The organism is Collinsella sp. CLA-ER-H6, from assembly GCF_040092305.1.
Lineage (GTDB): Bacteria > Actinomycetota > Coriobacteriia > Coriobacteriales > Coriobacteriaceae > Collinsella.
In genome coordinates this window covers 1-19,312 of sequence record NZ_JBBNLS010000012.1, presented here as the reverse complement: position 1 = coordinate 19,312, position 19,312 = coordinate 1, and the positions used below count along the sequence as shown (strand labels likewise).

Sequence of the window (19,312 nt, the reverse complement as noted above, 5' to 3'; positions counted from 1 at the left end):
GGCACGTTTTAGTGCTCGGTTGTTTCCGTTGTGTTACTGCCCAAAGACCTCTTCGGCAATGCGCGCGCTTTCGGCGGCATCCTTGGCGTAGTAGTCCGCGCCGATCTGCTTGGCGTATTCGGGGGTGAGCACGGCGCCGCCTACGATAATCTTGACGCCCGGAACCTCGGCATGGAGCAGCTTGATGGTCTCCTCCATGGCGACGACGGTGGTGGTCATAAGCGCCGAGAGGCCGACGAGTTTGATATCGCGCTCCTTGACGGTCTTGAGTACCTCCTGCGGATCGACATCGCGGCCCAGGTCAAAGACGGTGTAGCCGTAGTTGTCGAGCAGCATTTTGACGATGTTCTTGCCAATATCGTGGATGTCGCCCTTGACGGTGGCCACGCAGATCTTGCCCTTGTCGGCGATCTCGCCGGCGGGCATCAGGCGCTTGATGGTGTCGAAGCCCACGCGTGCGGCTTCGGCCGAGGCCATAAGCTGCGGCAAGAAGAACTTGCCCTGGTCAAAGAGGACGCCAACTTCGTCGAGGGCGGGGATAAAGTGATTGTTGATGAGGTCCATGGCGTCGTGGTCTGCCAGCAGACGCTCGGTCTCGGCAGCGATTTCTCCCTTGCGGCCCGAGACGACCATGCGACGAATCGGGTCGTCGTTGCCGACGGTGCCGGCGGTGCCAGCAGCGGGCACGGTGTCGGTCGATGCGGCCTGAGCTGCTGCCGGGTTGGCGGCGATCTTATACGGATCGGTCCAGCCGGCATAGCGCTCGATGTATCCGGTCGAGCCCTCGTCCTCAACGCTCAGGACGCGATAGCTGTAGACGGTGTCCATAAAGCGCTTGGAGCCCGGGTTCATGATGGGGGCATCGAGGCCCGCGCCAAAGGCGGCGGCCAAAAAGACCGAACCCAGCAGCGGGCGAGCGGGCAGGCCAAAGCTGATGTTCGACACGCCGAGCGCGCATTTGACGCCCAGGCGCTCCTTGCACAGGGACATGGCGCGCAGGATCTGCTCGGCCTGGCGTTGATTGGTCGAGGCGGTCATGACCAGGCAGTCGATGAGGATACGGTCCGGGCCGATGCCGTAGCGGGCGGCCTCGGCCACGATGCGTTCGGCGATGGCAAAGCGGGCCTCGGCGGTATCGGGGATGCCGCCTTCGTCGAGCGTAAGGCCGACGACGTTGGTGCCGTAGTGGGCGACCAGTGGAAAGATCTCATCCATGATCTGCTGTTTGCCATTGACCGAGTTGATGATGGGCTTGCCGGCGTAGCGGCGCACGGCTGCCTCGACGGCTGCGGGGTCGGTGGAGTCGATCTGCAGCGGCAGCAGCGTGGAGCCCTGGAGCTGCTCGGTCGCCTGTTGGATGATCTTGACCTCGTCGATCTCGGGCAGGCCCACGTTGACGTCCAGGATGTCGGCGCCCTGCTCCTGCTGGCTGATGCCCTGGCTCACGACGTAGTCAAGGTCACCGTCGCGCAGGGCTTGCTGCAGGCGCTTTTTGCCGGTGGGATTGATGCGCTCGCCGATGACGGCGATCTTGTGACCGTCACAGGGAAGGTCCACGACCGTCTGGGCGCTCGTGACCGACATGCTGGGCTTGCGGTGGTGCGGGCTGGGCGTGTGGTTATCGATAAGCGTGCGCAAGGCGGCCATGTGCGCCGGCGTGGTGCCGCAGCAGCCGCCCACGACGCTCACGCCGTCCTCAATCATGCCGGCGACGGCCTCGGCGTATTCGGGTGCCTGGATGTCAAAGACGGTATTGCCGTCATCGTCCACGCGGGGCAGTCCCGCATTGGCCTGCACCATAACGGGCTTGTCGGTGACGATGAGCATGCGAGCGGCGAGTCCTCGGAGCTCGGCCGGGCCCTGGCTGCAGTTGATGCCCAAAACGTCGGCGCCGATGGCGTCGAGGGTGATGGCGGCGACCTCGGGGCTCGTGCCCAAGAAGGTGCGGCCATCTTCCTCAAAGGTCATGGTGGCAAAGACGGGCAGGTCGGAGTTCTCGCGGCAGGCGAGGACCGCCGCCTTGATCTCGGCAAGGTCAGTCATGGTCTCGATAATAAAGAGGTCCACGCCCGCATCGACGCCGGCACGCACTTCCTCGGCAAAGAGGTCATAGGCCTCGTCAAAGCTGAGGGTGCCTAAGGGACGAAGCAACGCGCCGATGGGGCCGATGTCACCGGCGACGTAGCGGGCGCCGGCCTCGCGGGCACAGGCGACGGCCGCGGCAAAGACGTCTGCCACGGTGGCGGTACCGTCGAGCTTGTGGGCGTTGGCGCCAAAGGTGTTGGCGGTGATCACGTCGCAGCCGGCCTCGACGTACTGTCGCTGAATGTCGGTAATGACCTGGGGCTCCTCAAAGTTGAGCAGCTCGGGCAGGGCTCCGGCCTTCATGCCGGCCGCCTGCAGCATGGTGCCCATGCCGCCGTCGAACAGCAGATGCCCCGTGCCCTCGATGGCCGCACGCAGGCGATCGTCCTTAATGCGCAGATCGTCGATCGTGCGCGTCTTGTACGTGGCACCGTTGCGACGTGCGGCATCAACGGGTGCCGCCAATGCAGTGCCGTCAGAATCATGAGTGATAAGCGGAGTAGACATCGATGGCTCCTAATGGCTGGAATAGCAGGTGGTGTGGGCGGCGTGGAAGCGGCAGTGCTCACGCATGCGGCAGATATTGCAGGTGGGGCGGCTCTGGGCGTCGTGGACCTCGCCGTCAAACAGACCGATCACCGCGGTCACGCTCTTGGTGGGCATGAGCAGGCTGGTGGGGGTAACGGTAAGCCCGATGAGCCGTGTGGCGTTGAGCGCAGCCACGATTGAGCGCTGGGCCGAGAGCGGGCAGTCGCCGTAGCCAGGACTAAAGCGCCAGTTACCGGCGAGCCCGTGTGCAGCGGCCGCAGCCTTGACCTGCTGGTCCATCTGCTCGACGGCGGCTTCTACATAGGCAGAGCATGCGGCGTCGAGCACGGCTCCCTCCAGGGGCTGCTGGGCTCCCGTGGTACGCAGGCGGCGCTCGGCGTCCATGCCGAGGGTGCATGCCATGAGCGCGGCAAAGCGGGCGTCTTTGAGATGTCGATAGATGTCGCGACCGCGCAGCTCAACGTTGGTGCCAACCAGACGGATGCTGGGCTCGCCCTGCTCGTCGACGCCCGTGGCATCGACGGCAAACACGCGGCGCACGCCACGGGGCTCAATGTCCAATTCCAGACGCTCGACCACAAGCTCAATACGCTGCGACAGCTCGGGCTCAATCTGCTGGCCGCCGTAACCCAGATACCGCAGCATCTCGGCACGGTCGACACGGGGATGGTGCGCGGCATCGACACGGTAGAGCGCCGGCGACGCAAGGTCGGCCGGCACTTCGACAGCGGTTGTATCGATGTGCGGTTTTTCCATTACCCCAGGCGCTCCATAATGGTCGCGGCGATCGCAGGACGATTCATAGTGTACAGGTGCAGACCGGCGGCACCGTGCTCCTTGAGGTCGCAAAGCTGACGGGCGGCATAATCTACACCGGCTGCCTGCAGGCTCTCGGGGTCGTTCTCGTACTTGGCGAGAATCTTGATGACGGGGGAGGGCAGTGACGCGCCGCACATAAAGACCATGCGGCTGATCTGCGACTTGCCCATAAACGGCATGATGCCCGCGGTAATGGGCACGGTGATGCCGGCCTTGTCGGCAAGCTCGCGAAAACGATAGAAGCACTCGTTATCAAAAAAGAGCTGCGTCACAAAGAAGCTCGCGCCGGCGTCCTGTTTTTGCTTGAGGTGTTCGACCGAGAGGTTGAGATCCTCGCAGGCAATGTGGCCCTCGGGGTAGGCTGCGGCACCCACGCAAAAGCCGGCGTCGACGAGCTCGGGGATGAGGTCGCGGGCGTAGGCGTAGTCGGAGGCGGGCTTGTCGTCCTCGGTCGCGCCGGCAGGGAGATCGCCACGCAGGGCCAGGATGTTTTCCACGCCGGCGGTGCGGTACTCATCGATCTTGGCGGCGATATCGGCGTGGGTACGGCCCACACAGGTGAGGTGCGCCACCGAGGGCGTATCGAATTCGCTCGTAATCATATGCGCGATGGGGGCGGTGGTGGCGCCGTTGCCCGAGCCGCCAGCCGAGCAGGTGACCGAGACAAAGCTCGGCGAAAGCTTGCACAGATTGCCTGCCACTTCGCGAGCCGTGTCGAGGGTAAGCTCGCCCTTGGGCGGGAACATCTCAAACGAAACGGGTGCAGTGCCCTGGGATGCTGCCTGCTTAAAAACCTCGTCGACGCGCATATCGTGCTCCTTTAGATATTTAGTGCGATGTATTGTAAGGATTCTACAGCACCACTGTGTCACGGTGGAGTTTTACTCGCTATTTAGGGATACCAATCAAAGATGCCTTGCTATCGGCATTCCCTATAGCAGAGCGGTCAATCTAGGATGGGGCTATAAAGACTGGTATCTGATGCGAAATACCAGTTAATAGAGCCCCATCCCAAATTGACTACCCTTAAACCATGGGGAGAGGTCTGCAATTTATACAGTTGATTGGCTGTTGAGGGCGGCAACGCCGCCGCGATGCGGTAACCTCATTGATTGGTTTCGTGACAGCAACATAACGGTAATGTTGCGGAAACACGACGAGCCTAATCTATGACTCGTTCGTTAGTAATCAACACCGCTTCTCACGCGGTGCCGATACGAAGGGAGTTCCGTATGGCCGAACTTACTGACCGCTTCGGGACCATGGTGTTCTCTGAGGAAGTCATGAAGGACTACCTCCCCAAGGACATTTGGAAGCGCCTTGCTGCAACCCTCGAGGACGGTGAGCCGCTCGACCTGGATGTGGCCAACGCCGTTGCCCACGCCATGAAGGTCTGGGCCATCTCCAAGGGCGCGACGCACTACGCGCACTGGTTCCAGCCGCTTTCGGGCATTACTTCCGAGAAGCACGACAGCTTCCTCGAGCCCAACCACGACGGCACCGCCATTACCAAGTTTACGGGCAAGAACCTCATCCAGGGCGAGCCGGACGCCTCCAGCTTCCCCAACGGCGGCCTGCGTGCCACCTTCGAGGCCCGTGGCTACACCGCTTGGGATCCCACCAGCCCCGCATTCATTAAGGACGATGTCCTGTGCATCCCCACGGCTTTTTGCTCCTACACGGGCGAGGCCCTGGACAAGAAGACTCCGCTGCTGCGCTCCATGACCGCACTCTCGCGTGAGTCCAAGCGCGTTTTGGCGCTGTTTGGTAAGACCCCCAAGAAGGTCGTTCCTTCCGTGGGCGATGAGCAGGAGTACTTCCTGATCAAGAAGGACGCTTACCGCAAGCGCAGGGACCTGGTCATCACCGGGCGCACCCTCTTTGGTGCTGCTCCCTGCAAGGGCCAGGAGCTCGAGGAGCACTACTTTGGCGCTATCCGCCCCACCGTCTCGTCCTATATGAAGGACCTGGACGATGAACTGTGGGCGCTTGGCATTCCTGCCAAGACCAAGCACAACGAGGTCGCTCCCTGCCAGCATGAGCTCGCCCCTGTCTACGGCGAGGTCAACGAGGCCATCGACCAGAATCTGGTCATGATGGAGAAGATGAAGCTCATCGCCTCCCGCCACGACTTGGTCTGCCTGCTGCACGAGAAGCCCTTCGAGGGCATCAACGGTTCGGGCAAGCACAATAACTGGTCGCTTGGCACCGAGTCCGAGAACCTGCTTGACCCGGGCGACACTCCGCTCGATAACCTGCAGTTCATCGTCTTCCTCACCGCGGTGATCGAGGCCGTCGATAACTATCAGGAGCTCTTGCGCGCCTCCGTTGCCTCGGCCGGCAACGATCATCGTCTGGGCGCCAACGAGGCTCCTCCGGCGATTATGTCCATCTTCCTGGGCGACCAGCTTACCGAGGTTGTCGAGAAGATCATCGATGGCAAGGCTTCCGTCCATGCCACGCGCGGCGTGCTCGACCTGGGCGCCGATACCCTGCCCAAGCTGATGCAGGACAACACCGACCGCAACCGCACCTCCCCGTTTGCCTTCACCGGCAACAAGTTCGAGTTCCGTGCCTGCGGCTCCGAGCAGAACGTCTCCGACTCCAACCTGGTGCTCGATGCCGCCGTGGCCAAGTCGCTCAAGTCCTTCGCCGACGCACTCGAGGGTACGCCCGAGGATAAGTTCCAGGACGCCGCGCTCGAGTACTGCAAGAAGGTGCTGACCGATCACCAGCGCATCCTGTTCTCCGGCGACGGTTACTCCGACGAGTGGCCCATCGAGGCCGAGAAGCGCGGCCTTGCCAACAACAAGACCACGGCCGACGCTCTTCCCGCCTTTGTTTCCGATAAGGCCATTGCGCTCTTTGAGGAGACGGGTGTCCTGACCCGCGCCGAGGCCCAGTGCCGCTATGACTGCAAGCTCGAGAAGTACAACAAGCTCATGAACATCGAGGCTACCACGATGGTTCGCGAGGCGCGTCGTACCTATCGCCCGGTCATTACCGCCTATGCTACCAAGGTCGCTAAGGGCCTTGAGACTATTCGTGCCGCCGGTGCTGAGGCCGCCATGCAGTGCGAGCAGAACACGCTCAACAAGCTCTGCAACGGTATCACCGCCATCAACGACTCCATCAAGGCGCTCGACGCCGTACATCAGAAGGCCGAGGCTCTCGATGGCCAGGAGCAGGCCAACGTGTACGCGCACGAGGTCGTTCCCGCTATGGATACGCTGCGTGCTGCCGTGGACGCCATGGAGGAGATCGTGGCCGCCGACTACTGGCCGGTCCCGACCTACGACGACATCCTGTTCTACGTGTAGAGCGTAACTGACATATCGTCACGGTGTTGAGCCGGGGTCCGCATCGCGCGGGCCCCGGCTATTTGTTTGCGAAGGACGCTTTGGATCCCGCTTTGCAACTGATTCGCCCACACAATAAGGGGTCGTGGGCAAAAAACGTCAAATATGAGTACTGTCACAAGCCCTGTAGCATTATCTTTTTGCAAAATATGCAGTGTTACGCAACATATGTCCAAGTACTTAGCTGATAAATGCCTGCAATTCCTCCGCCGTAGGACGCCTTGTGTCCAAATCGCCTTCTGATGGCATGAAATCGCTGTTACTAAATTGGTAACAGTACTCATATTTGCTATTTTTTGTCCACGGGCCCTTGGATGACAGTGTGATTTTATGCCTTCGGGGTTCGAATCCCGGCGTATGGGTAGCAAAAAGCCCGTCACCGAATTGGTAACGGGCTTCTCAGATTCTGTGGTGCCCCCAGCGGGATTCGAACCCGCGATATCCACCTTGAAAGGGTGGCGTCCTTGGCCGCTAGACGATGGGGACAGCGGGAAAGAGTATAGCAGACTTTTTTGCCGGCGCGTATATCGTTGGCAAACTGGAAAACCACCACAAAGGTACCTGTCCCCTTTGTGGTGGTTGGGGCGTTAGGGGAGGAGCTTCATGGCGGCGTCGTGGGCGGCGTGCTCGTAGGTGTCGTCGAGGGGTTTGAGCGGCAGCAGAGCGTTGGCCTGTGCGTCGCCGCGGCGCTCGAGGGCGTGGGCGATCAGCCAGTCGGCGAGCTCGGGGTTCTTGGGCAGTGCCGGTCCATGCAGGTACGTGCCGATGACGCCCTTGTAGATGAGGCCCTCAAAGCCATCGTCGCCGTTGTTGCCGGTACCCGTGACGACGGACGTTCCGAGCGGCGTGGCCTCTGCATCGAGCAGGGTACGGCCGCCGTGGTTCTCGAATCCCACAAAGGGCTCGGGTGCCAGGTCGGTCTTGACGGCGACGTTGCCGATCAGGCGGTCGGAGCCGCGTGCGGTTTCGGCGGCAATGACCCCCAGACCCTCGATGCGATCCTCGCCCATATAGTACGAACGGCCGAGCAGCTGATAGCCGCCACAGATGGCAAGCAGCGAGCCGCCATCCTCAACATAGGCCGCGACCTTGTCTTTTTGGGCGAGCAACTCGTGTGCCACGGCTAGCTGGTCGCGGTCGGAGCCGCCGCCCATCATGACGATATCGGCATCGGCCAAATCAAGCGTCTCGCCCATGCGGACCTCGTCCACGCGCACGGGAATGCCACGCCAGGCGCAGCGGCGCTCGAGCGCGATAACATTGCCGCCGTCACCGTAGAGGTTAAGGGCATCGGGATACAGGTAGACGATGCGCAGGGGACGCGAAAGCTCGACCGGCGCGATGCCGACAGGAAGAGCGCTGCCGTCGGCACGGACTACGGCGCGGGCAGCAACCGTGGCTGCATCGGCACCCTTCAGCCCGTCGAGTTCTTTGACCAGCGGCGGGAAGGCCGTGTAGTTGGCGACGGCGTAGAAGGTGTCATCGGCGGCCTCGTCTGCCACGGCACCGATCGCCTGCGCGATGTCCGAGATAATCGCGGCATCGATGCCGGCGTACTTGAGGCGTACCTGCATGTCGTGCGCACGCGTGCCTCCGGCAAAGGCGACAAGACCCGGCGTGTCGGCGATGCGCTCGAAGTCGACATCGTAGATCCACGAGACATCGTGGCCGTCGGCATCGTTATCGTTTAGGAAGAAGGCGCAGAGCCTGCCACCTGCCGTTTTAATGGACTGGATCTGGCGATCGAAGCCCACGGGATTCTTGGCCAGGTTGGCCTCGACGGTGCGGCCGGCAATATCCCAGCGGCCCATGCGTCCGCCGGCGGGCACGTAGGCATTAAGCGTGGGCTGCAGGTGCGCCGCGTCCACGCCCAGCTCGTGCGCCGCAAAGAAGGCGGCGGCGACGTTATAGACCATGTACAGGCCGTTGTAGCGCGTGGCGATGTGCACGGCGGGCGCGTTGGCCTCAGGTCCAAAGGCCAGGTCAAAGCCGTAGCCGTCGCAGCCGAGCTCAACGCCCGTCACGCGGCGGAGCAGCGCGGGGCGACCCCAGCCGCACGAAGGGCAATGATAGGCGCCCAGCTGTCCGTACTGCACATAGTCGTATTCCAGCGGGGCGTTGCACTGCGAGCAAAAACGCGAGTCGCTAATGCGGTCGGACTCGGTGCCCGTGGCGCCGTCGATGCCAAAGGCGATGCTTGCATTGGGAACGCGCGCGGCGATTGCGGCACAAAGCGGGTCGTCTGCGTTGTAAATGAGCGTCGTTGCCGGAGAGAGCTCCAACGCATGGGCGATGACGTCTTGGGTATGGTCGATCTCGCCGTAGCGGTCTAGCTGGTCTCGGAACAGGTTGAGCAGCACAAAGTACGTCGGTTTGAGCTTGGGCAGAACGCGTACGGTGTAGAGCTCGTCGCACTCAAAAACGCCCACGCGCTTGCCGCTGGCCGTTCGCTTAAGGTTGCCGCGCGCCTCGAGCAACGCGCCCACCACGCCCGGCTCCATGTTGTTGCCAGCACGGTTGCACACCACGGTGGCGCCGCTGGCGGCAACGGCGTCGGCGATGAGGTTGGAGGTGGTGGTCTTGCCATTAGTACCGGTAATCACCACGCTGCGGTCGACAAGGCCGGCGAGGTCGCTCAGCAACTCGGGGTCGATCTTCATGGCGATGCGGCCGGGGAGTACGCCGCCCTGGCGCTTAAGGATAGAGCGCAGCCCCCAGCGGGCGATATCGCTCGAGGTGCAGGCGAGAGATGAGCGGAAGTTCATGAAGTCGTTCCTAACGTGAATGACATGGTCGGGGCGATCGCGTCGCTAAAAGCCGTAGCGGCGCGCAAATTCCTGGGCAAGCTGCGACACGTCTTCGCAGGCATTGGCCCAGGGGGCAAAGTCTGGAGTGTCCGAGATGATGCCGTCCGCTTCCCAAACGGCCTGGTGCGAAAGATCCCAGGGATCGCGTGGCTCGGGCCGGCAGGGAAGGTACGGTGTCTGGTACATGGGATTCAGCAAGAAGAACGCGCCGCCCTCGCAGCGGTTAGCGAACTCACGCAGCGCACGCGTCGCCGGGCGCATCTTGTTCGTTTTGAACAGCAAGATCGTGCGGGCGAGCAGGTACCAAGGAGAGTTCTCGAGTGCATCGGCTCCCATCTGCTCCTCGAGCTGGTGGGCCAGGGCAAAAAAGCCGTCCTGGTCTTCTAGGCGGGCGAGGGCGAGCAGCACGGTGCCGGCGGCCCGGGTGGGATAGCCTTCCGCCTTAAGAACGCGGCGAGCATAGTTGGCGGCGGCGCGGTAACGAGCGCTCGCCATGCACAGCTGCGAGATGGCCTCGAGTGTGTGAAGCCACCCGATAAGAGCCGGCTCGCTCACGGTAAGGTCTGCTGCGGTGACACCGTCGGCCAAAACATTATTGGCCCAGTAGTGCGGGGCTTCCATGTCGAACCCGGGCACGCTTTGCTGCAGGTAATCGGCCGTGGTCGCCTCGAGCTTCATCAGGTCACCCAGGCAGGCGTCAACGGGCGTGTCGGCCAGGATGATGGCGAGCAGCTGCGCGTCGACGGCCAGCGCATCGACGCGGACGATCTTGAGCAGCTCGTCGCGCATGTCGTCGAACAGGCGGTTGCGCGTCTGCTCAAACTCCTCGTCGCTGCCCATGTCCTCGATGCGATGGAGCTCGTCGAGCAGGTGGCGATGAACGCTGGCATAGGACAGCAGTGCCTGGGCATGCTCGGCCTGCGCATACTTTTGAGGATTCGCGCTAATGTCGTTATGGACAAGCTCGCGTGCTGCATCGGTGAGCTCGGGGTGCGACGCCAGATAGGTGCGCTCCAGGTAGGCGGGGATGTAGACGCTCGGATCCATTAGAGGTCCCCTCCCTTAAATGGAAGCCCCTGCTCGGCCGCGCGCAGGATGCGCTCGTCGATCTGGGAGCGCACGATGTCGTTGGTGGCGATCCAGGCGGCAAAGCTGGCGTTGTCGGGGGCGCCCAGGCCCTCCTGCAGTACCGGCGTCGCCTCGGACAGCGCAAGGACAAGCTCGTCGGTGGAGCCTGCACCCACGTTGACGCGGGCATAGACGCCATCGGGAAACTCGGTTTGGAAGTAGAGCGCCTCGGCTGCGTGCGGACACGAGCGCGCAAGGATGCGCAAGTAGTGCTCGGCGCCCTCGTAGTCCAGCTCGCGCCAAGCAGCGCTCATCAGCGCGATGAGCGTCCATGGGTCCAAGTCACGCTCCGCATCTTTGGGGCGGCGGCGCAGCGGGGTATTCGCGAGGTACGGCACGGAGTGAGCGGAGCGAAAGCGCTTGAGCTCCTCGGCGGGGTATTCGAGTTTTGCCATGGCGAGCATCGCGGTGTGGCGGACACCAGCGGGGTCGTTGGGCGCAAAGTCCAAGCTGCGATTTGCGGCTTCGAGCGACATGCGATAGCGGCCGCTAATGAGGGCGCGCGATGCCAAGGCGGCAAGCCAGCGCAGATAGGGGCGGCGCGTGAGGTCGCCAGCGGCCTCGCGCTCGTAGGGGTCCTGAGCCGAGGCGATCTTGAGCGCCAGGTCATGCTCGACTTCATCGCACTTGGACACCAGGTACTGTACGTATTCCTCGTTGGATTCGGCGGTGAGCGCCGTCAGCATGCGCTGGGCATCCCAGTTGGTCGGATCGAGCGCGGCTGCCTCGCGGAGCATGTTCTCGGCTGCGGCTTCTTCTTGCTCTGCCTGGGCGTCGTCGGGGATAAAGGGGATGCGGTAGTCGACAGCCTCGACCACCTTGGCAATGAGGTGCCCGGCGCGGTCGCGGTCGTGCACGATGAGCGGTGCAGGGTTGCGGGTGAATTGTTCCATCAGACGCTCTACGGCGGCACCGTCGGTGAGCGGGATATTGTCGCGGCGCAAGGCCTCAAGAACGAGGCGATGGCAATCCTCTTGAATGGGATCGAATGCCATGGGGCCTCCTTTGCTGCGGTTAGGGTTCAAATGTCTCTATATAAGGTTCTAGTTTACCCGCATATGGCACACCGGGGGTGCCGCACTTGGACTTGCACCTTTGCACCACGAAGACGGATGTCGCACAAATGTCGGCACCTTGGACGACCGAGTGGTATCACGGTGCCGCAAACGGTCGATTTTTGGCGGCGAACGGGGCACATTTTGGAGGAGCACCGTCCTGCCCGGGATATGTGGTCAACCTTGATAAAACGTTTGCCCAGCTTGGGAGTATGAATGCCCCACAAGGGTCTTCAGGGATAGAAAAAACGTTTCATCATTGTCGGCTTTAGGTGAATAACTGACCAACCAGAACGGTAGAATAGTGTTTGTCTGAGCGTTGAGACGTTTGGACATCGCGCATTGTCATCGCCGGCAACGCGCAAAACGGTCCTAACGGAGCCAATCGGGTGCTCCGTTATATACGCAAGTCTAAGAGGGGCTTGTTTAGGAGGCACAGTATGGGACGTTTTACCAATCCTCGCGATCTGTACTTTGGTGAGGGCGCTCGCCACGAGGTGAAGAACCTCAAGGGCAAGAAGGCCATCATCGTTTCTGGCGGCAGCTCCATGCGCCGCGGCGGGTTCCTGCAGGACGTCGAGGCCGACCTCAAAGAGGCCGGCATGGAGGTCAAGCTGTTCGAGGGCGTCGAGTCCGACCCGTCCATCGAGACGGTCATGAAGGGCGCCGAGGCCATGCGCGAGTTCGAGCCCGACTGGATTATCGCCATCGGCGGCGGCTCGCCCATCGATGCCGCTAAGGCCATGTGGGTCTTCTACGAGTATCCCGAGGAGTCCTTCGACAACATCATCCAGCCGTTCAGCTTCCCCGAGCTGCGTCAGAAGGCTCATTTCTGCGCCATCTCCTCTACCTCCGGCACCGCTACCGAGGTCACCGCGTTCTCCGTCATTACCGACTACGCCAAGGGCATCAAGTACCCGCTGGCCGACTTCAACATCACCCCTGATGTCGCCATCGTCGATCCCGAGCTCACCTACACCATGCCCGCCAAGCTGTGCGCCCACACCGGCATGGATGCTCTGACCCACTGCATGGAGGCCTACGTTTCCACCTGCGCCTCTATGTTCACCGACGCCAACGCCCTGCACGGCATCCGCGAGATCGTCGAGTGGCTGCCCAAGTCCTATGCTGGCGACCATGAGGCCCGTCAGCACATGCACGAGGCTCAGTGCATCGCCGGTATCGCCTTCTCCTCGGGCCTGCTCGGCATCGTTCACTCCATGGCTCACAAGACCGGTGCTGCCTTCGAGAACGGCCACATCATCCACGGTGCTGCTAACGCCATGTACCTGGGCAAGGTCATCCAGTGGAACTCCAAGGATCCCCGTGCTGCCGAGCGCTACGCTTATGTGGCCAAGGAGATCCTGCACCTTCCCGGCGAGACCAACGAGGAGCTCATCGCTGCGCTCGTCCAGAAGATTCGCGACCTCAATGACCAGCTCAACATTCCGCAGTCCATCAAGGATTACGCGAATGGTGGCGTGAAGGTCGACGCCGAGAACCCGCAGATGGTTTCCGAGGAGGAGTTCCTCGCCAAGCTGCCCGAGATCGCTGCGAACGCCGAGACCGACGCCTGCACGCCCGAGAACCCGCGTGAGACCAAGGCTGCCGACTTCGAGAAGATCCTCAAGGCCTGCTACTACGACACCGACATCGATTTCTAATCGACTCTTGTTATCGTAACGAGGGGCTCCGCACGTATCCGTACGGAGCCCCTTTCTTTTTTCTTTTAGAGAATGGGATAGTTATGGCTGCAATTTTCAATAGCCCCAGCAAGTACATCCAGGGTCCGGACGAGCTCGCCAAGCTCGGCTCCTATGTCGAGCCGCTCGGCGCTAAGGCCCTCGTCATCGTGACGCCTTCGGGCAAGAAGCGCGTCGGTGCCAAGATCGAGGGTGGTTTTGCCGAGGCTAAGGCCGAGTTGCTGTTTGAGGACTTTAACGGCGAGTGCTCCAAGAGCGAGGTCGATCGCCTGGTTGCGCTCGCGCGCGACAACGGCTGCGACATCATCGTCGGCGTCGGTGGCGGCAAGATCCTCGACACCGCCAAGGCCGTCGCCTACTACCTGGAGTCCCCGGTCATCATTTGCCCCACCATCGCTTCGACCGATGCCCCGTGCTCGGCGCTCTCCGTGCTCTATACCGATGACGGCCAGTTCGATAAGTACCTGTTCCTTAAGGCGAACCCCAATATCGTTCTTATGGATACGACGGTTATCGCGGCGAGCCCGGTACGCCTGACGGTGGCAGGTATGGGCGATGCGCTCGCAACCTACTTTGAGGCCCAGGCGACGCACGATGCCGACGGTGGCACCTGCGCTGGTGGCAAAGGCGGCATGGCCGGTCTGGCGCTTGCCAAGCTCTGCTACGAGACGCTTATGGCCGATGGCGTCAAGGCCAAGGTCGCGCTGGAGAAGGGTGCGCTCACGCCTGCCGTCGAGCATATCATCGAGGCCAATACGCTGCTTTCGGGCATTGGCTTTGAGAGCTCGGGCCTTGCTGCTGCTCATGCCATCCACAATGGCCTGACGATGCTGCCCGAGTGCCACGGCATGTATCACGGCGAGAAGGTCGCCTTTGGCACCATCGTTCAGCTGGTACTCGAGGATGCTCCGACTGAGAAACTCGAGGAAGTCTTGGGCTTCTGCATTGAGCTGGGCCTGCCGGTCACGATGAAGGAACTTGGCGTTGCCGAGCTTACGCGCGAGCAGGCCATGATTGTTGCCGAGGCCGCCTGCGCGCCCGATGACACCATGTGCAACATGCCGTTTGAGGTGACGCCCGAGATGGTCGCAAACGCCATCCTGGGTGCCGACGCGCTGGGTCACTACTACCTTATGGATGAGTAAATCAAGCTAAGGAAGGGGCAAAGCCAGCAGACGGCTTTGCCCCTTTTTGCTATGGTGCAAACCAACCTGACCCCATCGCACCAAGTTGGTGCAAAGGGGTCAGGTTACTTTGCACCAATCGTTGTTTGATGAAGGGCGGATTCTCGTATGGCGCTTCCTATGGTTTACGGCGGTCCCGGTCGGTATGTTCAGGGGCCGGGCGAACTTTCGCGTCAGGGCAGGTATTTGTCATGGTTGGGCTGCGCTGCCTATGTCTTGTTTGACCAGGGCACCGAGGATCGGCTGTGCAGGCAGATTGTCGATGGATTTCTGGACGACGATCTAAGCGAGCCGTTCTTTAAAATTTACAACGGTCCGTGTACGGAAGAGGCTGTTGCCGAAATGGCTAAGGAAGCCCAGGCTGAGTATTGCGACATGGTGGTGGGTATTGGCGGTGGCAAGATGCTCGATATCGCCAAGGCAGTAGCGTTTTATGCCGAGTTGCCGTTGTGCGTATGTCCCACGGCGGCCTCAATGGATGGTCCGTGCAGCGAGATTTCCGATGCCGATTTGCAGGGTGTTGCAAATGCGGTCTTTAGAAACGAGCGTAATATGGCCAACGAGCAGGCCAAGGTGACCAAACAAAAGCTCGTGCAGCTCATGTGCGAGGCATAGCTTGGCGCTTGATTGACCTTGTGCAATCGAGACGGCGATAGGCCATGGGCTATTTGCCGCAAAGATGCTCCGCGTGTAATTTGCCCGAGGCGTGGGCCGATAGCGTATCATTATCTCTTGCTTGTTTGCACTGCTCAGGGAGGGGCCGCGCATGGCGCAGGAACACGATCTGTTTGATGACATTATCGAGATCAGCAAGGGTTTCGACTTTCTTAAAAACCCGCTTGGCGGCGTGACCGATGCACTCGATCCGTCGGCGCCGCAGTGGAATCCTGCTGACTACAAGGAGCGTCCGCGCGGCAACACCATTCCGTGCCTGACCTGCAAAAACGAAAAGAGCGGCTGCACCGCGTGCATGGACGTGTGCCCGGTCAACGCTATTGAGGTCGAGGAAGACGCCATCGAGATCCTCGACTCCTGCCGCAAGTGCGGTCTGTGCGCCGCTGCCTGCCCGACCGAGGCGATCATCTCGCCGCGCCTGGCGCCTAAAAACCTGTATGACGATATCGTCTCTGCTGCTACGAGCCACGAGACCGCCTACGTCACCTGCACGCGTGCCCTCAAACGCATGCCGCGTGAAAACGAGGTCGTCGTTGCCTGCGTGGGCGATATTACGGCAGAGACCTGGTTCTCGGTACTGGCCGACTATCCCAACGTGAGTGTGTACCTGCCGTTGGGCGTGTGCGATAAATGCCGCAACACCGGCGGTGAGGACATTCTTGGCGAGGCGATTGCGAAGGCCGAAGAGTGGTCTGGCACGGGTATGGGCCTAGAGGTCGACCCCAAGAGCCTCAAGTGCCATAAGCGCCGCGAGTACGAGCGCAAGGAGTACATGGAAAAGATTGCCCGCACCACGGGCCTGACGGTGACCAAGCTCAACCCGGCGACGGCGGCGCTGGCCTCGGTGACGCAAAAGCTCAAGGCCCATCGCCATCAGATTACCCAGCTGGAGCGCACGCTCAACACCATGTGCGGCACCACGACAACCAAGCGTCGCCGTTCGCTCACCCATGGGCGGCAGCTGGTGCTCTCGACACTGCAGAACCATCCCGAGCTTGCCCAGAATATGCAGGTGAGCACGCCGGAGTGCGATTTTGAAAAGTGCACGTCGTGCGGCGAGTGCGTCAACGTGTGTCCCACGTTTGCCTGTGATCTGGTGGGAAGCGGCCGCTTTGCGTTGGAGTCCACGTATTGTTTAGGCTGCGGCGCCTGTGTCAAGGTTTGTCCCGAGCATGCGCTCAAGCTTGTTGAGCACGACGCGTCCAATCTGGTCGTCGTCGATCCCGAAGCCGAGGAAAAGGCCGCCCAGAAGGCGAAGGCTCACGAAGAAGCTGTGAAGGTCAAGGCCGAGGCAAAGGCCAAGCTGGACAAGATGCTCGACCAGGTGGAGAAGCTCGCGGACTAGCTAAAAGAGCGTAAATGATGGCCGGTGGGACAGGTACTGCCCCGCCGGCCAAAAAAGTTGCGGTGGAATAGTTCCTGTTTTGCCCTTAAGCTGGCCATTCAAGGAACTATTCCACCGCAACTATTAGATGGTTAGTTCATGCTGCTTTGGTGGCCGGTTCGACCGGTACCGTTGCGCGTCACGGTTTCATGGAGCAAAAAGAACCCGGGGACCTGTTTTGTCTCGGTGTATTCCATAAGGATGCCGTCGGCGTTGTAGGTCTGCCCGCGTATAACGGCGAGTGCGTTAAAGTCGTCGAGATCGAGCACGCGCGTATCCTCGGGCGTGGGATGCTCGATCGTCACATCGCGTTTGCCTGTGGCAATCTTAATGCCAAGATCTTCTTCAAGGTAACGATAGATCGAGTCGTTGACAATCTCGGGTGTCAACCCCGGTACCTGTGAGCTTAGGTAATAGGAGTCGTCGGAGCACACGGCCCGTCCGTCTGCATAACGGATGCGTTTGGCACGCGTGAGCTCACAGCCTTCAGGAAACCCGGTAATCTTGGAGAGCGCCTTGTTGCAGACGAGGAGCTCAAAGACAGTGGTAACCGTTTTGAGCTCAAAGCCTCGGCTGGCTGCGATTTCCTTAAAGGTCTCGAGTCCGCCGCCGCCACGACTCGTCTCGTCACTGATGTTGCGAATGACGCGCATGCCTTTGCCTTGCTGGGGGAGCACGTAGCCATCTGCCGCAAGCATCGAGATGGCGCGACGGACCGTCATGCGCGAACAGTCAAACAGCTGCGTGAGCTCAGTCTCCGAAGGCAGATAACTCTGATAGGCGTATGTGCCGTCGTCAATCGACTGCTTCACGTTGTCATAAATAGTTTGGAAGATGGCTCGCGCCACGACGGTCTCCTAGAGCTGAGAGCGCGAGCGGTGGATGAGGACCGCTCGCGCAGGTGTCGATCGATTTACTTGCTGGGGTCGATTATATATTTACCCATGGCACGCAGAGCTGGGTCTGACAGGATGGCGCCGAGTTCGTCGAGGGAAGCCACCTTGGCGACCATCGAGGATACGTCGAGCCTGCCCGAGTCGATGAGCTCGAGCGCGCGACGCTGCGTATAAGGGTTGATGTAGGACGAAGTAAGCACAAGCTCCTTCTGGAAGACCTCGAAGGGCTTGACGGTGATTGTCTCATCGGGCTTGGTGAGGCCGAACATCATGACCGTAGCCTTGTGGCCGGCGATCTGGATGGCCTGCTCGATGGTGACGGGCTTGCCAACACACTCGATAACGACATCGACGTTGCCGACGCCCTCCTGCTTCAGGCGGGCCGGGACGTCCTCATGGATGGAATCAATTGCCAGGTCGGCGCCGAGTTTGAGCGCAACCTCGCGCTTGCCTTCGACAGGCTCGAGCAAGACAACCTTGGTGGCGCCGGCGTTTTTAGCAAGCTGCATCATGAGTAGACCGATCATGCCACCGCCGATAACGACAACTGTGCTGCCGGGCTTGATGTTGCACATATCGATGCCGTGCAGGCAGCAGGCGACGGGCTCGGTCATAGCACCCTGCTCAAAGCTGGTGTGATCGCCCAACTTGTAGACTTGCTGCATATCGACGGAGCAGTACTCGGCAAAGCCGCCGTTAACGGTGGTGCCGTAACCGGTCATATGCTCGCAGTAGTGGTTGATTCCGTCGCGGCAGGGTTCGCAGCAGCCGCAGGGATGGTTTGGGTCGATGCACACGCGATCGCCCGGTTTAAAGCCAGCGACGTCGCTGCCCACGGCCTCGACAACGCCCGCAAACTCATGACCAAGGATCGTGGGCGGGGTAACGTCGGCTGCACCCTTGTCGCCTTCATAGATATGAACGTCGGTACCGCAGACGCCGCAAGCTTTGACGTTGATCAGAACGTCGCGCCTGCCCACGGCCGGCTTTGCCGATTCCTCGACTCTGAGGTCGTGCTTTCCATAGAAGACCGCGCTTTTCATGGTGACTCCTTAACGTGGCGGTGAATGTTGTAATGAAGTATAGGTATGTCTATAGATATAGACAAGCACATCTAGACAAGTAGAAAAGAAATTTTAAATGCAGCCATAAGGTATGTCAGATTTAGCAGGCAAAACACTGGACTCATACCGTTTACGGCCAATAATCAACCGTTTACCGACCGTAGTATTTATGCTAACTTGTCTAGATAAGTGATATGATAAAAATAGAAGCGCAAGAAGTCAGGGAAGCGGGCCCACCCGTCCTATTGCACGAGGTACACGCAAACGGCGCGTCTGCGGTCTCGAGTGAAGCCAAAACCGCAGTCGCTCCGAATGAAGAGAGGGGGATTCCCCGTCATGATGCAAAAGATACAACGTTTCGGCGGTGCAATGTACACGCCTGCAATTCTTTTCGCATTTTCCGGAATCGTCGTCGGCCTGGGTACGTTGTTTACCACCGAGGCGATCTTTGGCGAGATGGCCACTGCGGGCCATCTTTGGTTCAAGACTTTAGTCCGCTGGCCGCGCAGCGGCCAGCTTTAAACCACCCGCTACGCGGGTGGAGACAAACGGCTTTACAAAGCCACCCCTCCGACCGATATTGACGATTGTTCAGGCCGTCAAG

At 60.7% G+C, this 19,312-nt stretch carries 14 protein-coding genes and 1 tRNA gene; 6 read left to right on the top strand and 9 right to left on the bottom strand.

The genetic code is table 11. From position 1 onward, the window contains the following. Nucleotides 1–33 precede the first annotated feature (33 nt). Genes AAAX77_RS06455 through AAAX77_RS06445 form a run of 3 tightly spaced genes read right to left on the bottom strand, consistent with a single transcriptional unit; the run spans nt 34 to nt 4,262 of the window. The gene (locus AAAX77_RS06455) at nt 34–2,592 is read right to left on the bottom strand and encodes a homocysteine S-methyltransferase family protein (protein ID WP_349105368.1); all 2,559 of its coding nucleotides are present in this window, start codon (nt 2,590–2,592) and stop codon (nt 34–36) included. 9 nt (nt 2,593–2,601) lie between these two features. Beyond that, nucleotides 2,602–3,390 carry a hypothetical protein gene (locus AAAX77_RS06450; RefSeq protein WP_349105366.1) on the bottom strand — a complete coding sequence of 263 codons (789 nt, stop codon included), beginning with the start codon at nt 3,388–3,390 and terminating at the stop codon, nt 2,602–2,604. Further along, nucleotides 3,390–4,262: a methylenetetrahydrofolate reductase gene (locus AAAX77_RS06445; RefSeq protein WP_117805959.1), complete on the bottom strand. Its 873-nt coding sequence runs from the start codon at nt 4,260–4,262 to the stop codon at nt 3,390–3,392. Before AAAX77_RS06445 ends, AAAX77_RS06450 begins: the two co-directional genes overlap by 1 nt. A 423-nt stretch (nt 4,263–4,685) precedes the next feature. On the opposite strand from AAAX77_RS06445, the gene AAAX77_RS06440 reads away from it, so the two are divergent. Next, nucleotides 4,686–6,773 (top strand): glutamine synthetase III, encoded by a 2,088-nt coding sequence (locus AAAX77_RS06440; protein ID WP_117563614.1) that lies wholly within the window; start codon nt 4,686–4,688, stop codon nt 6,771–6,773. 448 nt (nt 6,774–7,221) lie between these two features. On the opposite strand, the gene AAAX77_RS06435 is transcribed toward AAAX77_RS06440, so the two are convergent. The 4 genes from AAAX77_RS06435 to AAAX77_RS06420 all read right to left on the bottom strand — a co-directional run bounded on the left by AAAX77_RS06435 (nt 7,222) and on the right by AAAX77_RS06420 (nt 11,742). Then, a tRNA-Glu gene (locus tag AAAX77_RS06435) sits at nt 7,222–7,298 on the bottom strand. A gap of 101 nt (nt 7,299–7,399) precedes the next feature. Further along, nucleotides 7,400–9,577: a MurT ligase domain-containing protein gene (locus AAAX77_RS06430; protein ID WP_349105365.1), complete on the bottom strand. Its 2,178-nt coding sequence runs from the start codon at nt 9,575–9,577 to the stop codon at nt 7,400–7,402. A 45-nt stretch (nt 9,578–9,622) separates the two neighbouring features. Then, the gene (locus AAAX77_RS06425; protein WP_349105364.1) at nt 9,623–10,666 is read right to left on the bottom strand and encodes a hypothetical protein; all 1,044 of its coding nucleotides are present in this window, start codon (nt 10,664–10,666) and stop codon (nt 9,623–9,625) included. Next, complete coding sequence (locus tag AAAX77_RS06420; protein WP_349105362.1) at nt 10,666–11,742, bottom strand: hypothetical protein; 1,077 nt, start codon at nt 11,740–11,742, stop codon at nt 10,666–10,668. Before AAAX77_RS06420 ends, AAAX77_RS06425 begins: the two co-directional genes overlap by 1 nt. Before the next feature lie 500 nt (nt 11,743–12,242). Between AAAX77_RS06420 and AAAX77_RS06415 the strand changes: the two genes are divergently transcribed. From AAAX77_RS06415 to AAAX77_RS06400, 4 genes are all read left to right on the top strand, one after another. Further along, nucleotides 12,243–13,466 (top strand): iron-containing alcohol dehydrogenase, encoded by a 1,224-nt coding sequence (locus AAAX77_RS06415; protein WP_117655226.1) that lies wholly within the window; start codon nt 12,243–12,245, stop codon nt 13,464–13,466. Between the two features lie 83 nt (nt 13,467–13,549). Beyond that, nucleotides 13,550–14,650 (top strand): glycerol dehydrogenase, encoded by a 1,101-nt coding sequence (locus AAAX77_RS06410; RefSeq protein ID WP_117635909.1) that lies wholly within the window; start codon nt 13,550–13,552, stop codon nt 14,648–14,650. Nucleotides 14,651–14,797: 147 nt separating this feature from the next. Next, nucleotides 14,798–15,304 carry an iron-containing alcohol dehydrogenase gene (locus AAAX77_RS06405; RefSeq protein ID WP_349105361.1) on the top strand — a complete coding sequence of 169 codons (507 nt, stop codon included), beginning with the start codon at nt 14,798–14,800 and terminating at the stop codon, nt 15,302–15,304. A gap of 151 nt (nt 15,305–15,455) precedes the next feature. Beyond that, nucleotides 15,456–16,709: a 4Fe-4S binding protein gene (locus tag AAAX77_RS06400; protein ID WP_349105360.1), complete on the top strand. Its 1,254-nt coding sequence runs from the start codon at nt 15,456–15,458 to the stop codon at nt 16,707–16,709. A 131-nt stretch (nt 16,710–16,840) separates the two neighbouring features. On the opposite strand, the gene AAAX77_RS06395 is transcribed toward AAAX77_RS06400, so the two are convergent. After that, complete coding sequence (locus AAAX77_RS06395; RefSeq protein ID WP_349105359.1) at nt 16,841–17,596, bottom strand: GntR family transcriptional regulator; 756 nt, start codon at nt 17,594–17,596, stop codon at nt 16,841–16,843. A 65-nt stretch (nt 17,597–17,661) separates the two neighbouring features. Then, nucleotides 17,662–18,687, bottom strand: coding sequence for a zinc-dependent alcohol dehydrogenase family protein (locus AAAX77_RS06390; protein WP_118387611.1), 1,026 nt, complete (start codon nt 18,685–18,687; stop codon nt 17,662–17,664). Nucleotides 18,688–19,044: 357 nt separating this feature from the next. Between AAAX77_RS06390 and AAAX77_RS06385 the strand changes: the two genes are divergently transcribed. After that, the gene (locus AAAX77_RS06385) at nt 19,045–19,230 is read left to right on the top strand and encodes a hypothetical protein (protein WP_349105358.1); all 186 of its coding nucleotides are present in this window, start codon (nt 19,045–19,047) and stop codon (nt 19,228–19,230) included. Nucleotides 19,231–19,312 lie beyond the last annotated feature (82 nt).

What these genes read in the sequence shown, in the direction of transcription:
- AAAX77_RS06455 (WP_349105368.1), bottom strand. Translation starts at nt 2,592, where the DNA reads ATGTCTACTCCGCTTATCACTCATGATTCTGACGGCACTGCATTGGCG.
- AAAX77_RS06450 (WP_349105366.1), bottom strand. Translation starts at nt 3,390, where the DNA reads ATGGAAAAACCGCACATCGATACAACCGCTGTCGAAGTGCCGGCCGAC.
- AAAX77_RS06445 (WP_117805959.1), bottom strand. Translation starts at nt 4,262, where the DNA reads ATGCGCGTCGACGAGGTTTTTAAGCAGGCAGCATCCCAGGGCACTGCA.
- AAAX77_RS06440 (WP_117563614.1), top strand. Translation starts at nt 4,686, where the DNA reads ATGGCCGAACTTACTGACCGCTTCGGGACCATGGTGTTCTCTGAGGAA.
- AAAX77_RS06430 (WP_349105365.1), bottom strand. Translation starts at nt 9,577, where the DNA reads ATGAACTTCCGCTCATCTCTCGCCTGCACCTCGAGCGATATCGCCCGC.
- AAAX77_RS06425 (WP_349105364.1), bottom strand. Translation starts at nt 10,666, where the DNA reads ATGGATCCGAGCGTCTACATCCCCGCCTACCTGGAGCGCACCTATCTG.
- AAAX77_RS06420 (WP_349105362.1), bottom strand. Translation starts at nt 11,742, where the DNA reads ATGGCATTCGATCCCATTCAAGAGGATTGCCATCGCCTCGTTCTTGAG.
- AAAX77_RS06415 (WP_117655226.1), top strand. Translation starts at nt 12,243, where the DNA reads ATGGGACGTTTTACCAATCCTCGCGATCTGTACTTTGGTGAGGGCGCT.
- AAAX77_RS06410 (WP_117635909.1), top strand. Translation starts at nt 13,550, where the DNA reads ATGGCTGCAATTTTCAATAGCCCCAGCAAGTACATCCAGGGTCCGGAC.
- AAAX77_RS06405 (WP_349105361.1), top strand. Translation starts at nt 14,798, where the DNA reads ATGGCGCTTCCTATGGTTTACGGCGGTCCCGGTCGGTATGTTCAGGGG.
- AAAX77_RS06400 (WP_349105360.1), top strand. Translation starts at nt 15,456, where the DNA reads ATGGCGCAGGAACACGATCTGTTTGATGACATTATCGAGATCAGCAAG.
- AAAX77_RS06390 (WP_118387611.1), bottom strand. Translation starts at nt 18,687, where the DNA reads ATGAAAAGCGCGGTCTTCTATGGAAAGCACGACCTCAGAGTCGAGGAA.
- AAAX77_RS06385 (WP_349105358.1), top strand. Translation starts at nt 19,045, where the DNA reads ATGATGCAAAAGATACAACGTTTCGGCGGTGCAATGTACACGCCTGCA.